Annotated in this window: 22 protein-coding genes and 1 pseudogene; 8 read left to right on the top strand and 15 right to left on the bottom strand. The window is 36.9% G+C overall.

Going from position 1 to position 18,925, the window contains the following annotated elements:
• A partial coding sequence (locus CP366_RS02380; protein ID WP_005729133.1) for an IS256 family transposase occupies positions 1-338 on the top strand: 338 nt, incomplete at its 5' end.
• 34 nt (positions 339-372) lie between these two features.
• Here CP366_RS02380 and CP366_RS02375 read toward each other — a convergent pair.
• The 7 genes from CP366_RS02375 to CP366_RS02345 all read right to left on the bottom strand — a co-directional run bounded on the left by CP366_RS02375 (position 373) and on the right by CP366_RS02345 (position 5,810).
• Positions 373-705 carry a hypothetical protein gene (locus CP366_RS02375; RefSeq protein ID WP_089147972.1) on the bottom strand — a complete coding sequence of 111 codons (333 nt, stop codon included), beginning with the start codon at positions 703-705 and terminating at the stop codon, positions 373-375.
• A 126-nt stretch (positions 706-831) separates the two neighbouring features.
• Positions 832-1,161: a hypothetical protein gene (locus tag CP366_RS02370; RefSeq protein ID WP_089146249.1), complete on the bottom strand. Its 330-nt coding sequence runs from the start codon at positions 1,159-1,161 to the stop codon at positions 832-834.
• A gap of 316 nt (positions 1,162-1,477) precedes the next feature.
• Positions 1,478-2,743 (bottom strand): phosphoribosylamine--glycine ligase, encoded by a 1,266-nt coding sequence (purD, locus tag CP366_RS02365; protein WP_089146254.1) that lies wholly within the window; start codon positions 2,741-2,743, stop codon positions 1,478-1,480.
• Between the two features lie 111 nt (positions 2,744-2,854).
• Positions 2,855-3,121 carry a flavodoxin family protein gene (locus CP366_RS02360; protein ID WP_089146250.1) on the bottom strand — a complete coding sequence of 89 codons (267 nt, stop codon included), beginning with the start codon at positions 3,119-3,121 and terminating at the stop codon, positions 2,855-2,857.
• A 140-nt stretch (positions 3,122-3,261) separates the two neighbouring features.
• A complete protein-coding gene (locus tag CP366_RS02355) occupies positions 3,262-4,143 on the bottom strand; it encodes an SPFH domain-containing protein (protein WP_061204930.1) in 882 nt (293 codons plus the stop codon).
• 17 nt (positions 4,144-4,160) lie between these two features.
• Positions 4,161-4,475, bottom strand: a complete 315-nt coding sequence (locus tag CP366_RS02350) for a type II toxin-antitoxin system RelB/DinJ family antitoxin (RefSeq protein WP_025005298.1) — start codon at positions 4,473-4,475, stop codon at positions 4,161-4,163.
• Positions 4,476-4,832: 357 nt separating this feature from the next.
• Positions 4,833-5,810, bottom strand: coding sequence for a class III bacteriocin (locus tag CP366_RS02345; RefSeq protein WP_089147973.1), 978 nt, complete (start codon positions 5,808-5,810; stop codon positions 4,833-4,835).
• Positions 5,811-5,943: 133 nt separating this feature from the next.
• On the opposite strand from CP366_RS02345, the pseudogene CP366_RS11115 reads away from it, so the two are divergent.
• The 5 genes and pseudogenes from CP366_RS11115 to CP366_RS02320 all read left to right on the top strand — a co-directional run bounded on the left by CP366_RS11115 (position 5,944) and on the right by CP366_RS02320 (position 12,011).
• Positions 5,944-7,458, top strand: a pseudogene (locus CP366_RS11115) (M1 family metallopeptidase).
• Positions 7,459-7,645: 187 nt separating this feature from the next.
• Positions 7,646-8,266 carry an IS607 family transposase gene (locus tag CP366_RS02335; RefSeq protein WP_056940766.1) on the top strand — a complete coding sequence of 207 codons (621 nt, stop codon included), beginning with the start codon at positions 7,646-7,648 and terminating at the stop codon, positions 8,264-8,266.
• Positions 8,241-9,401, top strand: a complete 1,161-nt coding sequence (locus tag CP366_RS02330; protein ID WP_089147974.1) for an RNA-guided endonuclease TnpB family protein — start codon at positions 8,241-8,243, stop codon at positions 9,399-9,401. Before CP366_RS02335 ends, CP366_RS02330 begins: the two co-directional genes overlap by 26 nt.
• Positions 9,402-9,591: 190 nt before the next feature.
• A complete protein-coding gene (locus CP366_RS02325; protein WP_089147975.1) occupies positions 9,592-10,569 on the top strand; it encodes an SLAP domain-containing protein in 978 nt (325 codons plus the stop codon).
• A gap of 107 nt (positions 10,570-10,676) precedes the next feature.
• Entirely contained in the window at positions 10,677-12,011 is a 1,335-nt protein-coding gene (locus tag CP366_RS02320) for an MATE family efflux transporter (protein WP_089147976.1), read from the top strand.
• A gap of 56 nt (positions 12,012-12,067) precedes the next feature.
• On the opposite strand, the gene murC is transcribed toward CP366_RS02320, so the two are convergent.
• The 8 genes from murC to CP366_RS02285 all read right to left on the bottom strand — a co-directional run bounded on the left by murC (position 12,068) and on the right by CP366_RS02285 (position 17,990).
• Complete coding sequence (murC, locus tag CP366_RS02315; protein ID WP_089147977.1) at positions 12,068-13,381, bottom strand: UDP-N-acetylmuramate--L-alanine ligase; 1,314 nt, start codon at positions 13,379-13,381, stop codon at positions 12,068-12,070.
• Positions 13,382-13,668: 287 nt separating this feature from the next.
• The gene (gene ytpR, locus CP366_RS02310) at positions 13,669-14,316 is read right to left on the bottom strand and encodes a YtpR family tRNA-binding protein (protein ID WP_005723469.1); all 648 of its coding nucleotides are present in this window, start codon (positions 14,314-14,316) and stop codon (positions 13,669-13,671) included.
• A 19-nt stretch (positions 14,317-14,335) separates the two neighbouring features.
• Positions 14,336-14,656 carry a thioredoxin family protein gene (locus tag CP366_RS02305; protein WP_005718117.1) on the bottom strand — a complete coding sequence of 107 codons (321 nt, stop codon included), beginning with the start codon at positions 14,654-14,656 and terminating at the stop codon, positions 14,336-14,338.
• An 89-nt stretch (positions 14,657-14,745) separates the two neighbouring features.
• The gene (locus tag CP366_RS10860) at positions 14,746-14,925 is read right to left on the bottom strand and encodes a DUF805 domain-containing protein (RefSeq protein WP_233186504.1); all 180 of its coding nucleotides are present in this window, start codon (positions 14,923-14,925) and stop codon (positions 14,746-14,748) included.
• A gap of 81 nt (positions 14,926-15,006) precedes the next feature.
• Positions 15,007-15,234 (bottom strand): hypothetical protein, encoded by a 228-nt coding sequence (locus CP366_RS10855; RefSeq protein ID WP_233197958.1) that lies wholly within the window; start codon positions 15,232-15,234, stop codon positions 15,007-15,009.
• A 142-nt stretch (positions 15,235-15,376) separates the two neighbouring features.
• On the bottom strand, positions 15,377-16,033 hold the full coding sequence (gene trmB / locus CP366_RS02295) for a tRNA (guanosine(46)-N7)-methyltransferase TrmB (RefSeq protein ID WP_005718114.1): 657 nt from the start codon (positions 16,031-16,033) through the stop codon (positions 15,377-15,379).
• Between the two features lie 9 nt (positions 16,034-16,042).
• Complete coding sequence (locus CP366_RS02290; protein ID WP_089146889.1) at positions 16,043-17,254, bottom strand: ABC transporter permease; 1,212 nt, start codon at positions 17,252-17,254, stop codon at positions 16,043-16,045.
• Positions 17,247-17,990: an ABC transporter ATP-binding protein gene (locus tag CP366_RS02285; RefSeq protein WP_005723474.1), complete on the bottom strand. Its 744-nt coding sequence runs from the start codon at positions 17,988-17,990 to the stop codon at positions 17,247-17,249. The genes CP366_RS02290 and CP366_RS02285 overlap by 8 nt, the downstream gene beginning before the upstream one ends.
• 90 nt (positions 17,991-18,080) lie before the next feature.
• Here CP366_RS02285 and CP366_RS02280 point away from each other — a divergent pair, with 90 nt between their 5' ends.
• Together CP366_RS02280 and CP366_RS02275 are read left to right on the top strand one after the other, a co-directional pair.
• The gene (locus CP366_RS02280; RefSeq protein ID WP_005718109.1) at positions 18,081-18,512 is read left to right on the top strand and encodes an HIT family protein; all 432 of its coding nucleotides are present in this window, start codon (positions 18,081-18,083) and stop codon (positions 18,510-18,512) included.
• 9 nt (positions 18,513-18,521) lie between these two features.
• Positions 18,522-18,878, top strand: a complete 357-nt coding sequence (locus tag CP366_RS02275; RefSeq protein ID WP_089147978.1) for a hypothetical protein — start codon at positions 18,522-18,524, stop codon at positions 18,876-18,878.
• Positions 18,879-18,925: the final 47 nt, after the last annotated feature.

The following is an 18,925-nucleotide window of genomic DNA, read 5'->3' as shown; positions in this document are numbered from 1 at the left end:
ACAAAGAAGAAGCCACAGCTGTCCTGCATGACTTCTATACCAAATGGGGCAAGGTTTACAGCCATGTTATCAGAAGCTTGAAAGACATAGAACCAGATCTGCTGGTCTTTTATAACTATCCCAAGCAGATCAGAGCTTCAATTTATTCGACTAACATGATTGAATCATTTAACAATGTGATCAAGCGCAAAGCTAAGCCTAAGGCAGAGTTTCCAACTGAACAGTCGCTTGATGCTTTTATTGGTATTCAGGCAATGAGCTACAATGACCGTTATTTCAATCGAATTCATAAAGGCTTTGGTCAGGTTCAGGACACCTTAGAATCCTACTTTGATTAAATAAATAATTAAAAAATCAATTTACGAGAAAGATCTATTTACACAAAAGATTTGACAGTTTCTTTTTTACAGGTAAACCATCGTCAATTCTAAAAAATTTAGGATCTTCAGTATTATTTGTTAGATCTAATATTATTAATTTATTCTTTTCATCGCTATTTTTAGTGGCAAAAAAGATTGTATAAAACTTATAGCCCGGCTCTGCAGTAAAAACTTTAATAGCATAAATAGTAACAGTTTTATTTTCCGTCCATGAAAACCTAGTTAATTCATCGTTAGGTACATGATAGATACCAACTCTCTTTAGATATGCTTGATGCAGCTTATTAATAAATTGATCATTAAAGTTTGATTCCAAATTGCTCATTTGAACCTCCTAAAAAATAAAAGCTCCTAGCTACACGAGCTAAGAGCTTTATTAATTTCAAACACTATCCAAAGGTATTATATCATAAATTCATTATCAGAATTATTTCAATTCTTCACATGGATTTTATCTTACATTCTTAAACCATCTGGCATCATTTTTTAAAACGGTCCAATAACGTCCACCAATCACAAATTGCCATAGATAATGAGTACCTGGACAGCGCAGTCTTAAATATGTCCCTTTCCTAATAGGTGTTTTATGAATAAATTTCATTTGATACATAGCAGCACCTCTAGGCACATATGGCTTATATCTATAAACCTTCTCAGTAGTTTTTACAGTATGCCATTTTTCAGAATACTTGCTTATGGCTTGAACTGGTTGAGCAGTTGAAACACTTACACCAGCAAATGTTAAACAAATCAATGCCAGCAACATCGTTATTTTCTTCATAATATTCTTTTCTCCTTTACTCCCCAATACAAGCCTATTATATAAGAGAAAATTTAGTATGACCTAGAATGTTATTAACTTATCAAAAAAGCCCTTAGTTTTCACAACTAAGAGCTTTTTAATTATCTTCAAAACCTCCACTTACGTGGAGAACACTAATTACTCGTTCTTCTATTAAAGGTCGCTTCAGGATCACCTCCACAAATATGGAGAAAAATCATATCATTGATCCGTCCGGTTCGACCGAGTGTTCGTATTAATTATACCAGATTTCACTCAAACTAAAAAAGCCCCAACTGGGACTTTCTTCAAACATCTAATCTCTCAAAGCACGATTGCCAATATCATGGCGGTAGAAGCAAGCTGGTAGATCAAGCTTACTCAAATAAGAATATACATTATCCTGCGCCTGGACTAAATTGTCAGCTTCCGAAATCACCATGAACAGTCGGCCACCATCACCTATTAGATTATCCAAGTCGCCTTTCACATTAGCATAATCGATATAAGTATTAGTGCCTTCAGGCAACTTGCCAATCTTCACGTTAGGAGCCGGATGCGTTGGGTAACCTTTGCTGCAGACAACCACGCCTAATATAGAGCTATCGTTTTCTTCAATCTCAGGCAATTTCTCATGATTTACCGCTGCGTCAATCACCATGGCAAAATCATTTTTAATTCGAGGCAAAACAACTTGAGTTTCAGGATCGCCCAAGCGGACATTATATTCAATGACCTTTGGACCATTCTCCGTCATCATTAAACCGATGTACAAAATACCGCAATAATGGTAGTTTCCTTGAACCAATCCATTCATCGTTGGCTTCACGATCTCGTCGATCATTCTTTGCCAATCTTCTTTTTTCAGCTGTGGCAAAGGAGAATATGATCCCATGCCACCAGTGTTTGGACCCTTGTCGCCATCGCCAACTCGCTTATGGTCTTGCGCCATTGGCAAAATGGTGAATTGGTCCTCTGAAACAACCACGAACATTGAGTATTCAGGACCAACTAAGCATTCCTCAAGGACGACAGCAGTTTGACCACCAGCAAACATTTCTCTGATCGTTTCTTCAGCGACGTCTTGGTTCTGAGCAATGGTTACACCTTTACCACCAGCTAAACCATCTTCTTTGATCACCACTGGATAATCGAAGTTCTTCAAACCTGCAATACAAGTTTCAGCACTGGCATAAGTTTCATAGCGAGCCGTTGGGATGTTGTATTTACTCATGAAGCGCAAAGCATAATCTTTTGAGCCTTCTAATTGTGCCACTCTTTGGTTAGGGCCGAAAATCTTTTGTCCTGCCTTTTCAAATTTGTCAGTAATGCCAGCACAAAGGACATTTTCTGGACCAACAAATGTCCAATCAACCTTTTTATTTTTACCACCATCACGTGCAATAAACTCACGGATCAATTCAGTACTATCACCCGAACCATAGCCACCTTCAGAAAGGAATGGTGCAATCTTTTTATTAGAAAATTCGCCGCCATATTCAAGTAGGAATGCCCTCATTGGTTGACTTAAAGTCATTGCCCAGGCCTGATAGCCTAAATAAATTGTGTCATATTGGCTCAAATCAGGTAACTGCATTTCAAGCTCTGGTGAATCATTTTGAATTCTTTCACAGTTAGCGCGATTGAGCGTTTTACGGTAATTTGCTGGATAAGGATTTCTTAAAGTAATTTCTTAAATATTAGCACCGGTTTCACGCGCAATTTTACTTGCGAGCAACTTAGTTGAGCCAGAACGTGACCAAAAGATAATAATGCTTTTGGCATCTTTAGTTAATTTTCTAACTGGTTGACCATCACGATTAGTATCTTGTCCATCGGATGGAGTGACATAACCATTCTCCCAATCATAGCCACGTCTTTCTAATTGATTTGCGCGAATATCTTCACCATTAATTTGTCCAACAACTGAACCTAAATATGAATAAGTACGACCAAACATAATTTTCTTTCCCCTCTTGTTCTCAATTGTTACTACAAGTATAAGGCGAGCAAGAGAGTGTGAAAATTACTTAATGTTGATGCTGGTATACGTTAAACGTATAAAAAAGCTCAATCCTCATTTGAGAATTGAGCTAATTTTTATTCATCTTTCTTATCGTCGCTTGCATCCCACACCTTTTTCAAAGCGGGAACCTTACCCAAGTCAGTCATTTCATCCTTGCCAACCACGATTAAGTTGTTAGGACCTTGAGCTAATTGGTTAAAGCTGTCCAAACTTTGGTTTCTGAAGTATCCTTCGCCGGCCTTTGACAAAGCTTCTTGCATCTTTTGTACACGATAAGCATCGGCATCAGCCTGCGTCTTAACAGCTTCAGCGTTGGCCTTAGCAGTAGCAACCAAAGCATCGTTCTTAGCCTTAGTGGTCATTTCAATGGTACGAGCTTCACCTTCGGCCTTAGCAATTGCGGCAGTCTTTTCACGGTCGGCGGTAAGTTGTTTGTCCATGGCACGTTGAATTTCAGCACTTGGTAAAAGTTCATCAACGTTGACACGAACGACCTTGATACCGTAGATATCAGTCAAGTCACCAGTTGCAGTGAAAAGTTGATCGTTAATTTCCTTAGTTGAGCCAAGGGCTGCGTTCAAATCCATACGACCAATAATGTCACGCAAGTGACCACGGATTAATTGCACCATTGATTCAACTGAGTCGGTGTTGTTGTAGAAGTAACGGTATGAATCAGTGACCAAGTAGTTCAAAGTTAAACTAGTAGAAATTTCAGCGTTATCTTTGGTAATGATTGAGTACTTAGAAATTTCAAGTGGTTGAAGTGCTAATGGAACTTTGCGAATTCTTTGGAAAAGTGGCCAGACAAAGATAAATCCAGCTTTTACTGTCTTAGAATACTTACCCAAGGTTTCAACCAGACCTTCATTATTTTGTGGAACGATTCTAAAACCAAAACAAACATACACAATAACTAAAACAACAATAATGCCAATAATAATTCTTGCCATCATAATTTTTACCTCAAAACTTAGTTGTCTTTCTTTTCATTCTTTTCCGCATCAAGCCTCTTGGCGACATCTCCAAGCAAATCTTCCCTTCCGGTCAATGTGTTCAGGCGCTCGTCAAGCAGTTTGGCGTATTCATATTTATTCATTTGATCCAAATTATCCCATGCATTTGGAATCTCTACTCTGAAAGGAATACCATTATGAAGAATAATCTGATCATAGAACATGTTAATTGCCGTAGCTGAATTTAATCCCAGCTTTTTCAGAATAGCTTCTGCCTTTTCCTTCTTTTCTGGATTCATTCTGACATAAAGTCCTGTTGTTTTTTCTGCCATAATTTTTACTCCTTTCTGAATTTGATACTATTATATATTATTTGCATATAAATTGCATATATTTTTGTAAAATATTTCATTTTGAATTAATCGATCTTAATAGCTAAAAATAGATTTGGTTTTCAGAGTATACTTATATTTATAGAAAGTGAAAATGAAGGAAACAACAATGAAAACTAACAGAAATTCAAAGATTAAGAAAAAAGACAAGAAATTGAAGAGTTAGGTTATAATCCTTCCGAACAACGTGCTGTTGGTAAAGAAAGAATTACTGATTAATATGAAATAAAAAGTGCTGATAGTCTTCATAAGCAAAGACACATCAGCACTTTTTTACTTGGTTAAATTTTTATTATTCTACAAATCAGTAATATGGAAAATTTGGTTTTCCAAAGTTCTTAACTTATATTCTCCACCCTTAATGTACTTTTGGTGGTAAGCCACAGTTAAGTAAATATCATTTGCGGCATTAACATGGATACTTTCCATTTCACTGTAACGATCAGGCAAATCAATACCATCAATCATTGCTACTTGCCAGTTATCACTGTTTGTTTCACCCCATGGGAACTTAACAATCTTACGTGACCAAGTAGTTACTTCACCAGTTTCATGGTTAATCTTTGGTGACAATTGGTTAGAAATATAGATATTCTTGTCATCATCAATAGCATAGCCTTGAACTGAATCAATCATTTGTAGCATTTCTTCATCTGGAGCAACACTTGGATTATCGAAGTTGTCGATGTGGAAAGCACTCAAGCAATGTAAATCAGTGATTAGCGTGTTCTTAGTGCCATTTTCATTCAACTTTTGGTTTACTTCATTTAAGTCAAACAAACCAAAGTGACCTGAACCATCATCCCAAATTGAAGCAATCATGAAGTACTTGCCATTTGGTGAAACTGAAGCTTCTACTCTGTGCAAGTGATCATGACCATCATAAGGAACGTCGGTTACGTGATTCAAGTGTGACAAACGTGGAAGTTGTGTATTTGAAGTATATCTTTCTGGTAAAAGTCTTGGGTACTTTACTCGTGCAATTTGAGTAGTCCAGTTGCCTGAATTTGGTTTAGCACCTACGAAATATTCATCCTTATCATTAGCTGGTACCCAGGTTTGCGTGTGGCCAAAGCCCATCATTACTAAGTGTGGATCAGTATAATCGATGTTCTTGGTTAAACCTTCATGTTTTCTATAAACCAACACATCATGTGCACTGTGAAGAAGTTGCAAGGCAAAAACATGATCACCATTTACTACACCAACTTGCGCTACAACATGGTGCATCCCATTCAAGCGATAAACCAAATGAGGTGTAATACTTTTAACCATTCTTATTTATCTTCTTTCTTTATATCTATTCATTTTCACTTATACACAAATTATATCCTACCATCAAAAAATAGATTGACTTTATGCCGATAACTTCCAATAATTAGAGTAAATTTTTCTTGGAGGGAAAATTATGAAAAGAAGAACAACACTTTTATTGTCGAGTGCAGTAACCATTACGGCATTATTTAGCTTCAACTCAAAAGTTCAAGCTACGGCTGATCCTACGATCAAGGCAACAAATTACAACATGATCGTGAAGTTGGACACTCGCAAGAATCAATTAACAGAAAAAGTTACCATGCACGTTGTTAATAACGGCAATGAACCTGTTAGAAATTTATTGGTTAGAAATATTGCTAGCGGCGTGTTGAAATACGACCACAAGCATTTTGAGGCTACAAGAAATGCGACAACTTCAGTTAAAAGCATTTCATCAGATGGTCAAAAGCTTTCTTACACTACCGGTAAAGACAAGAGCAATTTATTTGTTAACAAAAGTCTAAATACAGGTGAATCTACTGATTTAACTGTTAACGTAGTTACCGGCGTGCCTAAGAGACAAGATCGTTTTGGCTACCAAAATATCAACGGCGGTAAGGTTTATAACCTGTCATTCTGTTTCCCATACTTAAGCGATTATCGCAACGGTAAGTGGAATTATCACCCATACTACGATGCTGGTGAAAACCGCAACAGTGCTGTAAGCAACTTCCACGTTAGTTTTTTTGCACCTAAGAGCTACAAGGTTGCAGCTTCTGGTCAAAATACCACTAAGAATGGTAAAACCACAATTGTTGCCAACAACATGCGTGAAGTCGGCATCACAGCTTCCAACAAGTTCAAGGTTGATCACGCTTATGCAAACGGCGTAAGAATCAACGACTACTACCTTGCAAGCAAAAACAGCAAGCAATACAACAAGCTAGCTTTAATGACTGCTCAAGACAGTTTCCACATTTTTACCAAGAAGATCGGCAAATATCCTTACAAAGAAATCGATATTACTGAAGGCTTGCTTGATAAAGATACCGGTTGAATGGAATATCCTGGCTTGATCATGATCGACGCTAGTGGCTTTTTACAAAAGAAGCATCCACTTGATAGATATAATGAATTAACTGAAGATGTTTCTCACGAAGTTGGTCACCAATGGTTCTACGGCACTGTCGGCAGCGACGAATACATGGAACCTTGGCTTGACGAAGGTCTTACCAACCTCCTTGAAAATGGCGTTTACGATTTGACCTACACTAAGAGCAAGGCCTACTGTGCTAAACTGATGCACAGCAAGTTCTATACTCGTAAGAACGTCAAGCGTGCTAACAAGATCTTAAAAGAAAATGCTAACCAATTCATTAATAAGAATCAAAAGGCCAACTACATCAACTACCCTGTTAATAATCCACCAAAGGGCGTTGATACTGAAGACATGGCTTACGAACTTGGTATGGATTTCCCTGCTGTTTTAAAAGTAGCCATGGGTAAAAATAAGTTTTTTGATGCTTTACAAGATTACTACCAAACTTACTACTTGAAGCAAACAACCACGCAAGACTTCTTGAACATTATCCGCAAGTACGATAATTCAAAGAAAGTTAACAACGTGATCAATAAATTTATTGATCCTAAGTACTTAAGTGAATAAAATCAAATAACCCCGAAAACGTTTGAGTTTCGAGGTTATTTTTATAGTCTCATAAGTGCTAAAATCAACTTAATGGATTATTACAAAGGAGCTGATCAACTGTTAACAAAAATATGGAAATATGTAGAATATTATAGAAATATTTGCCATAATATTCATTAGAAAGTTAAACATGGAAGTGAATATTATGACAATTTTAAAACCTAAAGATGTCGCTGATCGTTTAGGAATAACCACTAGAACCCTCCAAACATGGGATCGAAAGGGTATTTTTAAAGCTAAGCGCTCTCCTACTAATCGCAGATTCTATACAGAAGATCAAATAAATCAATATTTGAGCAAAAATAGTCTAAGCTCAAATAAAAAACAAGTTGCTTATGCCAGAGTATCAACTTCTGGTCAAAAAGATGACTTAAAAGATCAATTAAGCTATATTCGACAATACGCTAACGCACAAGGTATCGTATTAGACGAAGAAATAAGCGATATTGGCAGCGGCTTAAACTATAAACGGCAAAAATGGAATAATCTTCTAGACGAAGTAATGAACAACAAAATAGATAAAATTTATATTACTTATAAAGATAGATTTATCCGTTTTGGCTATGATTGGTTTGAAAACCTATGTAAAAAGCATGGGACTGAAATAATTGTTTTGAATAATATTGACACTAGTCCTGATAAAGAACTGGTTGATGATCTGATAAGTATAATTCATGTGTTTTCATGCAGACTATATGGCTTAAGAAAGTACAAGAAAAAGATTAGAGGCGAATACTTAAATGACGATCAAGACACAAGTAGTTAAGCTAAAAGTTAATAAGACCATGCAAAAGCATCTTGATGCTCTATGCAACTATCGTCGATACTGCTGGAATAAAGGCTTAGAAACTTGGCAATTAATGTATGAAGCTCATACATTAAACAAAAAAGATAATCCCAGTCCTAACGAACGCAGAGTCCGTGATGAACTAGTCGCAAATAAAGCCGACTGGCAATATGATTTGTCTGCCAGATGTTTACAATTAGCGATTAAAGACTTAGCTAATGCTTGGAAGAACTTCTTTGATAAGTCACAACCTGATTGGGGAATACCTAGTTTTAAATCTAAGAAAGCTCCCAGACAAGGCTTTAAAACTGATAGAGCTAAGATCGTTAATGGCAGGCTTCGCCTTGATCGCCCAAGAAGCATTTCAAAAGAGTCTTGGTTTGATTTAAAAAGCTATGAAGCTCTAAAGATGGATGAAGTCAAAGTAGTAAGTGTCTTCAAAGAAAAAGATAATTATTATGCGGCTCTTCCTTATGAAGAAGAAATTAAACTAAAAGCTAAAACCCAGCAAAAGACAGCAGTTGATGTCAATGTTGGCCACTTTAACTATACCGAGGGGCAAATCAATATTCTGCCTGCTAAATTGCAAAAGCTCTATAAGCGTATTAAGCATTATCAAAGAATGCTGGCACGTAAAAGAGAAGTTAACGGTAAGTTAGCTACAAAATCAAATAATTACTTTGCAGTGAGAACCAAACTGCAAAGAGATTATCGCAAAGCAGCTAATATTCAAAACGATCTATTACAAAAATTTACTACTAAGCTTGTTAATAATTACGATCAAATTGTAATTGAAGATTTGGCAGTCAAAGAAATGATGATGACGCATGTAGCTTCAAAAGGAATGCAGAGATCACTTTTTAGCAAGTTTAGACGAATACTAACTTATAAGTGTGATTGGTATGGCAAAGAATTAATCTTGGCTGATAAAACATACCCATCAACTCAAAGATGCGCTCAGTGTGGCTATGTCAAAAAAGGCGAGGAAAAGATCACTTTGCAGGGCAATAAAAAGCATGGTACCAAACATAATGAGTATGTCTGTTATGAGTGTGGCTACAAGAATGATCGAGATGAAAATGCAGTTTTAAATCTTTTAGCTTTGGCAAAATAAAGAAAATAAACAGGGCTGGCTAGGTCCTTAAGCTGTAAGAGCTAGTCAATGTGATTACTCCTATTTGGAATATCAGAATACTAGTGAAGACGACAGTAAATGAAACAAAGAAAGGAAAAATATATCTTTCTGATATGTAGGAAATTCGTATTCTTCTACATATTTCCATGTTTTATATAGCAGACAAAATATGACTACTAAAAAATTAGCAACTATCGCAGCAGCTTTATTAATCAGTGTTGCACCAGCAGCTGCTATTATCAATCAACCTGTTCACACAGTTCAAGCAGCTACGCAATCACAAAAAGGTAAAGTTACTCTCAAGAAATCCTTTAACGGCACAGTTCAAGTCTTCAACAGCAAAGGCAATGCCACTACCACTACCCAAAAAGTCAATGGCAAGAAGATGACTGTTGCTTCAACGATTAAATCAGGCTCAAGTTTTAAATATTATGGCAAGCCTATCCTGATCCAAGGTAAAAAAGTAGATACAAAAACTTCTAAGAACTACCACTACACTACCGCTTCTTACGTTAACATCGGTAAAAAATGCTACATCAAATCTTTGAATGTTAGCTCAATGGATGGACAAAATGTTTTAATCTTGAGTTCCAACTCTCGCATTTATGATAAAAACGGTCACCGCACTACTTTCAATGGTTTGTCACTCATCCCTAAATATATGTTAGTTAAAACACCAGCTAAAAACCACGCCACAACTAAGAATGACGTATTTTACTACTTCTCAAATCTTAGCGGGTCTAAAAAGAGAAGTTTGAACACAACCACTATCAAGGGCAAGCCATTCTACGCCTTAGGTAATGGCGCTTATATCTATGCTTCAAATGTTGGATTTGTCAACGGCAACACCCTTTACCAAGCTTCTGGTACTACTACCGCCACTATTTTAAACAAAATCCATGTTTTGAATAATAAGCTTAAGTCAACCAGCAAGTTGCTCAAGATTGGTCAAAAAGTTAAGGTAGATGCCACCAAGACCACTGGTGAAGGTGATGAAGCTGGACTTTACTTCAGAATTGCTGGCACCAAAGGTAAAAACGCACAATACATTTACTGGGGCGACGATGCCGAATATGGTATGGATCAAGAAAGCACTACTGATGAATTTCAAGGTAACTTTAATTTAGATAATCACCTCGCAAATTAACACAATATGCTAAAATTAAATAAATGATATAACGTAGCGACCTAGAATAGTGAGGTTTACCTCAAAGTATCTTTCTAGGTCGCTTTTTTAAATGTGGGAGAAAATTTATGGATGAATTATTTGCTAAAGCGCCGATTAAAAAGGTCTACTTTAAGCTAGCATTACCGGTCGTCTTAGGGATGATGACTACCATGATCTACAACTTGGCAGACACGATGTTTGTTGCCAAAACGGGTGATACAAATCTAGTAGCAGGAATTACGATTGGTGCTCCACTTTTTACTTTTTTAATCGCTGTTTCTGACATTTTTGGGCTCGGTGGATCTTCACTAATTTCACGGCTATTCGGTGAAAGAAATTATCAATTAAGTAAACGTGTAAGCAGTTTTTGTATGATCGGTGGATTTGTTACTGGTTTAATACTAACAGCCATTTTACTAATTTTGGAAAATCCGATCCTTCATCTTTTAGGAGCAAAAGCTGCCACCTATCAAGATGCTGCCGATTTTTATCGTGTAATATCAATTGGCGCTGCGTCAATTATCTTCTCAATCATTCCGCAGAACTTAATCAGAACAGAAGGTTTAGCTACCCAAGCAATGGTTGCTACAATGACGGGAACCATTTTAGCTATCATCCTTGATCCTATTTTCTTGTTTGTTTTCAAAATGGGTGCAATCGGTGTTGGGATTGCCAACGTTACAGGTTATCTAGTCACTGATGCTATTCTCATTTACTACGTTTTATACAAAACTGACTACATCAAATTAAAGCTAAAATATAGCAAAATTAGCGGCAAAACAATCAAAGATATCGTAGCAATCGGCATCCCCGGTTCAATCACCAACTTCGCTCAAAGCTTTGGCATGGCACTTCTTAACTCATCTTTAGCTCTATACGGTGCAAACAAAGTTGCCGCAATGGGAATCACCCAAAAGATTTACAGTATCGTTATCTTGGTAATCGTTGGTTTTGCCTTTGGTTCACAACCTTTAATTGGTTACAACTATGGTGCTAAAAACTGGAAACGATTAAAGAAAATTCTAAACTTCGATATTCTTGTGCAAGTTGTTTATGCTGTAATTTCAGGCGGATTATTAATTTTATTTGCTCGTCCAGTCACCGCTCTATTTATGAATCAACCAGATATCGTCAACGCTGGTAGTTATATGTTAATTGCCACTATTATTACCACACCAATCGTTGGTATCATTTTAGTTTACACTACCGTCTTCCAATCAGTTGGTAATGCTTGGGCTGCCTTCATCATGGCAATTACTCGTCAAGGCGTTGTCTACTTTATCGCATTAGAAATTCTAAAAGTCACATTTGGCTACCACGGTATCGTTTGGGCTCAAGCAGCCAGTGATATCATCACCTGCATCATCGGTTACTTTATTTATGAAAAGAGCCTGGATCTCAAGGATAAAATCAAAGATTAGCCAAAATAAAAACTGCTCTCTTATTGAGAACAGTTTTTTTCATGCTTATCTTTCAATTAAAGCAACTTTTCAAAAGCATCTTCATACTTAGGAATATCACCTGCACCCATAAAGACAATGACTGAATTCTTATTCTTGGTCAAATCAGCAATATTATCCAAATCAATTACTTCAGAACCTGGAATATTCTTAACCAAGTCTTCACTTGAAATATCACCGTTAGCTTCACGAGCTGAAGCATAGATTGGAGTTACGTATGCTTTATCTACATCGCGCAAAATTTCTTCGAAGTCTTTTTGATACTTCTTGGTTCTTGAGAAAGTATGTGGTTGGAAGACTACGACTAACTTTTTATCTGGGAACTTTTGCCGTGCAGCTTGAATAGTTGCACGCATTTCTGTTGGGTGGTGTGCATAGTCATCAATTACCGCGATATTACCGAAATCTTTTTCACTGAATCTCCGCTTAGCACCCTTGAATGACGGCAAGCCTTTTTTAATGTCTTCCATTGGTACCTTTTCAGTATAGGCAACCGCAATAACAGCAGTTGAGTTCAAAATGCTGTGGTCACCAAACAAGTGAATTTCAAATTCACCTAAATCTTTACCATGTGCTAAAACATGGAACTTAGAACCAGTAGTGGACTTCTTAATGTCAACTGCTTGGAAGTCATCGGTATCCTTGAAGCCATAAGTGTACTTAGGAATGTCAGTCTTCAAACTTTGCAAACGTTTGTCGTCACCCCAAACAAAGAGCGCCTTCTTAGTTTGATCAGCTGCTGATTGGAATGCGCTGGTGTAATCGTCTTGATCCTTGAAGTAGTCTGGGTGGTCAAAGTCGATGTTAGTCATAATTTGGTAATCTGGGTGATATGCCAAGAAGTGACGACGATATTCATCTGCTTCATATACAAAGAAACGTGAACCAGCAACGCCTTTACCACGACCATCACCGATTAAGTATGAAGTTGGGGCAACTTCACCTAAGACGTGTGATAAAAGACTGGTAGTTGAAGTCTTGCCGTGAGTGCCTGAAATACCAATTGAAGTATGCATTTGCACAATTTCTTCAACAGTATCTGGATATGATTGCCACTTAACACCCTTTTCAAGGCAAGCTTTAACTTCTGGATTGTCTTCTTTAAAAGCATTCCCTTTAACAATTACTTGTTCATCATTGCTCTTGATGTTATCCGGGTTAAAGTTTTTAACATCAATGCCCACATTTTCAAGTGGCACTTGCGTAAAGGTATATTTTTCAATGTCACTACCTGCTACATCATAGCCTAAGTCATGTAAAAGCAAGGCAAGGGATGCCATACCTGTACCCTTAATACCAATGAACCAAATTTGCTTATTCTTGTCTAACATTTATTTACCCTCGAAATTTCAACGTTTTTATTCGTTAATTATTTTACCATTTTTCTTATGCTAAAATTTTTAAAATCAAAAGAAATCTATGATGAAAACGACAATTATGTTAATACTGTCGATCATTTGATCATTAAAGACCTTACGGGTAAAACTATTTCCCACAAAATTGGTTCACTAGCTCCTTAAAAGGTGAAACTGGTGGCTTTTCTTAGACAAAATAAAAAAGTTGATCAATTAGCTTTTTTGCACCAACTGGTCAACTTTTTATTTTTGCTTTATTCAAATTATAAAGTAATTTCACCACTAGCGATCAGTTCATCACACTTAGTTGGTTCAAATTCTGCACCTACTTCAAAGCTATCAGGAACAACCATGATCCCGCGCTTTTGTGGTGCGTGTGGCAAACCTAATTCACGAGCTGAACAAATCATGCCGTATGAATCAACACCGCGCAATTCACCTGGCCAAATTTGTGCACCATTTGGCATTAAAGTACCTGGAAGTGCAACAACTACTTTTTGACCTTGAGCGATATTTGGTGCACCACAAACGATTTGGTGTTCTTCACCGTCAGCTACTTCAACAGTAGTTACGTGTAAGTGATCTGAATCAGGGTGTGGTTCACAAGTCTTAACGTAGCCATAAACTAAAGTTGGCTTGCCATATGCTAACTTGTCAGTAAAACCAACTTCATCAAGCTTCTTGTTCAGTGCAACAAGCTCATCGTCTGACAACTTAACTGGACCATTTGGTAACTTATCAAAGTCAACTAACTTATCAACGTTGAAGAAGTTGTAACCAATGGTCTTGCCTTCATCGTTAGTTACGCGAGTAACGTCTTCTTTTTCCTCAAATGAGCTACGGCCTTCATCGTGACCTAAGATAACGATCAAAGTGTTAGGATAAGCTTCTTTATTAGTACTAGTAATCATGCTTTTTTATTCTCCTCTATTAGTCAAGTGATCGTAAAAAGTTTTCCACTTCATCTTTAGTTTTACGGTCCTTATTTACTAGTCTACCAATTTCTTTGCCATCTTGGTAGACAACAAATGAAGGAATTCCCATAATCATTAATTTTTTTGCTATGTCAATTGAACCGTCGCGGTCAATTTCGTAGAATTTTGCATCAGAAAAATCTTTTTCAATTTCAGGCATAAATGGAGCAAGAAACTTGCAGTCTGGGCACCAATCAGCTGAGAATTCAAGCACAGTACGTCCTTCTTTAGTAATTTCCTTTAATTGATCTTCAGTTAATTCTTTAATCTTTTCCATTTTTCATACCTCATGTATTTCTTACTTTTTATAAGTCGATATTATTATAACCATTCTTTAACTAAAAAGCTAGAAATTGAATCTTACAATTATTTCTTTTCTTTAAATAGATAACTGCCCCAACGAACTGGTTTTTCAACAGTTGGCAAAACCATGAAGTAAAGTAAAAACAAATACCCAAATGGAATAACCGAGATCCAGTACCACCAACCGGTGTGGTCAGTATCATGCAATCTTCTTATGGTAAAGCCAAGTAAGCCTAATAAGATCCAAATAATCAGTAGATAGATAATTATTTGAATAATAAGTGTACCAGTTGAAACGTGCGTTAATAAGAAGAATTCATTACTTTAATAAGCAATGCCATCAATTGAATATGCCGTAGCTGAACATGCTGCTAAAATGACTAGCAAAATAATTGCCCAAACATAGGCATACCAAAATCCACGACGAGTACTACGTGCATTCCACTTAAATGGTGCAGTAAACAAAAGTTTGAATGCTTGTCCAAAAGTTGGTCTAGGAATATCAGTTTTAGGTTCGTGATATTCTTGTTTATAATAAGGTTTATCTTCCATAATTTTCGCTCCAATAATCTGAAATCTTACAGTTCTATTCTAAAACAAAATAACTAAAGCGATGAGCTAGTAGCAAGATTTTATCCAATAAAGCATTAAAAAACGCCTAGAGTTTATCTGCTGTAACTCTAGACGCTTCAAACTATTCATCCTCAAAATGAGCGTGCAAAGCATAAATTGGATTACCCTTAGCTGCAAATTTATGCTCGTATTCTGTTTCAATATTCTTTTCCACAATCTCTGGCTTTTCATGATGAAGATCAACTGAAACAAAATCAAACTTCATTCCATAATTATTCAAGCTCTGAACAGAGTAAGCATACAAGCCCGCATTGTCGGTTTTAAATTCAATATGTCCTTCTGGCTTCAGAACTTGTTCATACTTGCTCAAAAAACTCTTGTAAGTCAAACGACGCTTTTCATGACGAGTCTTTGGCCATGGATCGCTAAAATTCAAGTAGATAACATTGGTGCTATTTGCTGGAAAGAAGCAGTTGATGTCAGCCGCATCCCCGCGTAAGATTTGTAAATTATCCAAGCCCTTTTCCAACTTTGTTCGCAAGATAATCCCCGCAGCCGTAGTTTGCAATTCTAATGCGACATAATTTTTATCAGGATTTTGTTCAGCTAACGTAGTAATGAAATGCCCCTTACCAGAACCTACTTCAATTTCGATGGGATGATCATTACCAAATCGTTCAGTCCAGTCGATCTTTTTTTCAGGATCAGGATTTTGCAAAACACTTTCTGGATGGTCGTTTACAAGCTTAACAGCCCAAGGTTTATTTCTTAATCTCATTCTCTATTCCTATCTAATTCCAAAATTTTTTTGATTCATTTTTTTAACTCTGCCTGGCAAGTAAGTGGCAGTTACAATCATAGTGAAACCAAGTAAAATTGCCATCGCTTCAAACAAGTTAACATTAATTGGTAGCACAATTAACCAGCAGACACTAATCAAGAGCCATTGAATAAACAAGCCCATTGTCAACACCTTTACCAAGTCCCTGCCACGATTTTGCCGTTCAATTGGGTAAACGCGGTACATGAAGTTGCGGTCAAACTCTGTTGCCATTGGCAATAATTGATAGACCGTTAAAAAGATTACCAAGCATGAAAGGCCTAGTGCCCAACGCCAATCTTGCACTAACCACGATACCAAGATTGCAAAGACAGTCATTCTGACTAATAAATTCAAGTATTCTGGATTACGCAAAAGTGATCTCCGATACAAGAACAAATTAGGATTTTCCTTAGCCAATGATTTTGGTAAAAGAAAGTCGAGGTATCTTCTGCGTTTGATTGTAACTTGCTTTTCTGCCACATCGGTAAACATACTGAAGATTGAATAAACGCGATCTTTTCTAGCTTGTTCAGTTTTAATCGCATAGCGCCAGTTAAAGACGCTCTTTTCTTTTTTAGTACCAAAATGTGTAATTACCATTAATACTACAACTTCAATTGGATAAATAAATGATCCTAGTGAGCCAATCAACAAAGCTGCCAGAGTTACCACTAATAATATCCATTGCGGATAATTGTAGTAGAAGTACAAACTCTCTTTTTCAATCAGCAACATACACAATTTTAATAAAACAGTGCTGATAATCAGGATTACATATGACCAAACTGGGATTCCAGCTTTTACCGTCGCAAACGGAAACAGAATTCCGCCAAGCAAAACAATCAGAATTGTTGGCAGCACCATACTGTAACGAATCATCGGCTTCAGATATTCACCCATTTGTTCATCTTGCGTAAACAGAAATTGCATGTCGGCCTCTTTTAATAAGGTAACTAATCGACCAGCTAATAATGGCAACCACATGATAAAGCCGACAAGTGGCTTATAGAACCACAGATTATTGGGAATTACGCGCATAGCTTGGGCATACCAGAACATCAGCGCCCCAAACAAAAAGATCAACGCTAAAATAAAGAAGTCATTAAACACCAGCGTCAAATATTTTACTGATTGTTTAAGATTCTCGCTCAACCTTCTATTCGCTAACTCACGCATTGCCATTATCCTCTCTATTCAAAGCAAGGTATAACTTGTCAAAAGGATCATCTGGCTTAAGGCCATAGTGCTGACGAATTTCTTGCAAACTCCCCACAACTTCGATCGTGCCGCGGTTTAACACAGCATAATTCGAAATCGCTTGCTGTGCATCAGCTAAAACGTGAGTAGTCATTAAGACCATCTTTTTGTCAGCAATTGCTTTTTTTATTAAATCGATTAAGTTAGCAACTGCCAAAGGATCAAGGCCAGTAAATGGTTCATCAATTACAAGCAAACTAGTATCTGCTAAAAAGGCAGAAACGATCATTACTTTTTGCCGCATCCCCTTGGAGAAGTGAATCGGCAGCCATTCTAGCTTGTCATCAAGTCTGAACATCTTAAGCAGCTCATGTGCGCGTTTCCATGCTTTATTTTCATCCAAGTGGTAACTCAACATGGTTAGCTCCAAATGTTCCTTTAAAGTCAATTCCGGATACAAAATCGGTGTTTCTGGAATATAAGCTACTTCACGCTTAAACTTAGTTGGTTGCTGCGTCAATACAACATCGTTCAAGCTGATCTTACCCTTTTGCGGGCGAAGTAAACCCAAAATATGTTTAATCGTAGTTGACTTCCCCGCGCCGTTTAGCCCAATCAAGCCTAGTGCCTCACCCGGCTTAATTTCCAAATTAATATCTTTAATAACCGGGACACCCGTGTAGCCTCCCGTTAAATGTTCAATTTTTAATGTCATTTTTCCTATCTTTCTTTACTGAATTTATACCTTTATTATGATAGCATGGATTTAATAGTAAACTAAAGTACAAGGATATGAGGTTTTATTATGGAAAATTTAGACAAAGATTGTTTATTCTGCAAAATTATCCGCGGTGAAATTCCTAGCTATACCGTTTTTGAAAATGACGATGTTAAGGCCTTCTTAGATATTTCTCAAGTTAACCCAGGCCACACCTTAATGGTGCCAAAAAAGCACATCGTTAACTTGTTTGACTACACCAAGGAAGACGCACAACGCTATTTACAATATATTCCTGAAATTGCTAATGCAATTAAGGCAGCCTTCCCTAATGTTACTGCAATGAACATTACTACTAATAATGGTAAGGCCGCAAATCAAGTAGTTATGCACTCACACATTCACTTCATTCCTCGTTTTGAAGGCGACGGCTTGAAGCTGATGACCCGCAACAACGCTGACAAATACGATGAAGCTAAATACAACGAAGTTGCTAACAAAATTAAGGCACAATTTTAGAGGTTAAAAATGAAACATTTCTTATTAGGCACAGTTTTTGGTGCAACAGCTGGGCTAGTTTTTTCCTGTATGAAAGATAGCAATGGTAATCGCCCCGGCAAGCCATTAAAAGATGAGTTCGAAGCAATTAAACATGAAAGCCAACGCTTTAATTCTGCCTTGCAAAAAGCTAAAAAGGCTAGTCAAGAATTAAATGAACAAATGCCAACAGCTGAACGTACAATTAGTGATATTAATGATAGTGTTGAACATTATTCCGACCATATTCAACCTATCGTTAACCGCCTAGAAAAAAAGAGCGATAAATTGAACCAAGATTTGGAAAACATCGTGCCAGATACTAACTCACAAGACACAAAGAACTAAGAAAAAATAAAGAAAATTTGATTTTTCTGTGAAAATTCGTAATTTGA

This window comes from Lactobacillus sp. UMNPBX15 (assembly GCF_002553785.1).
Classification (GTDB): Bacteria; Bacillota; Bacilli; order Lactobacillales; family Lactobacillaceae; genus Lactobacillus; species Lactobacillus crispatus.
The sequence above is the reverse complement of the archived record's forward strand: the minus strand, read 5'-3'. Positions and strand labels throughout refer to the sequence as shown.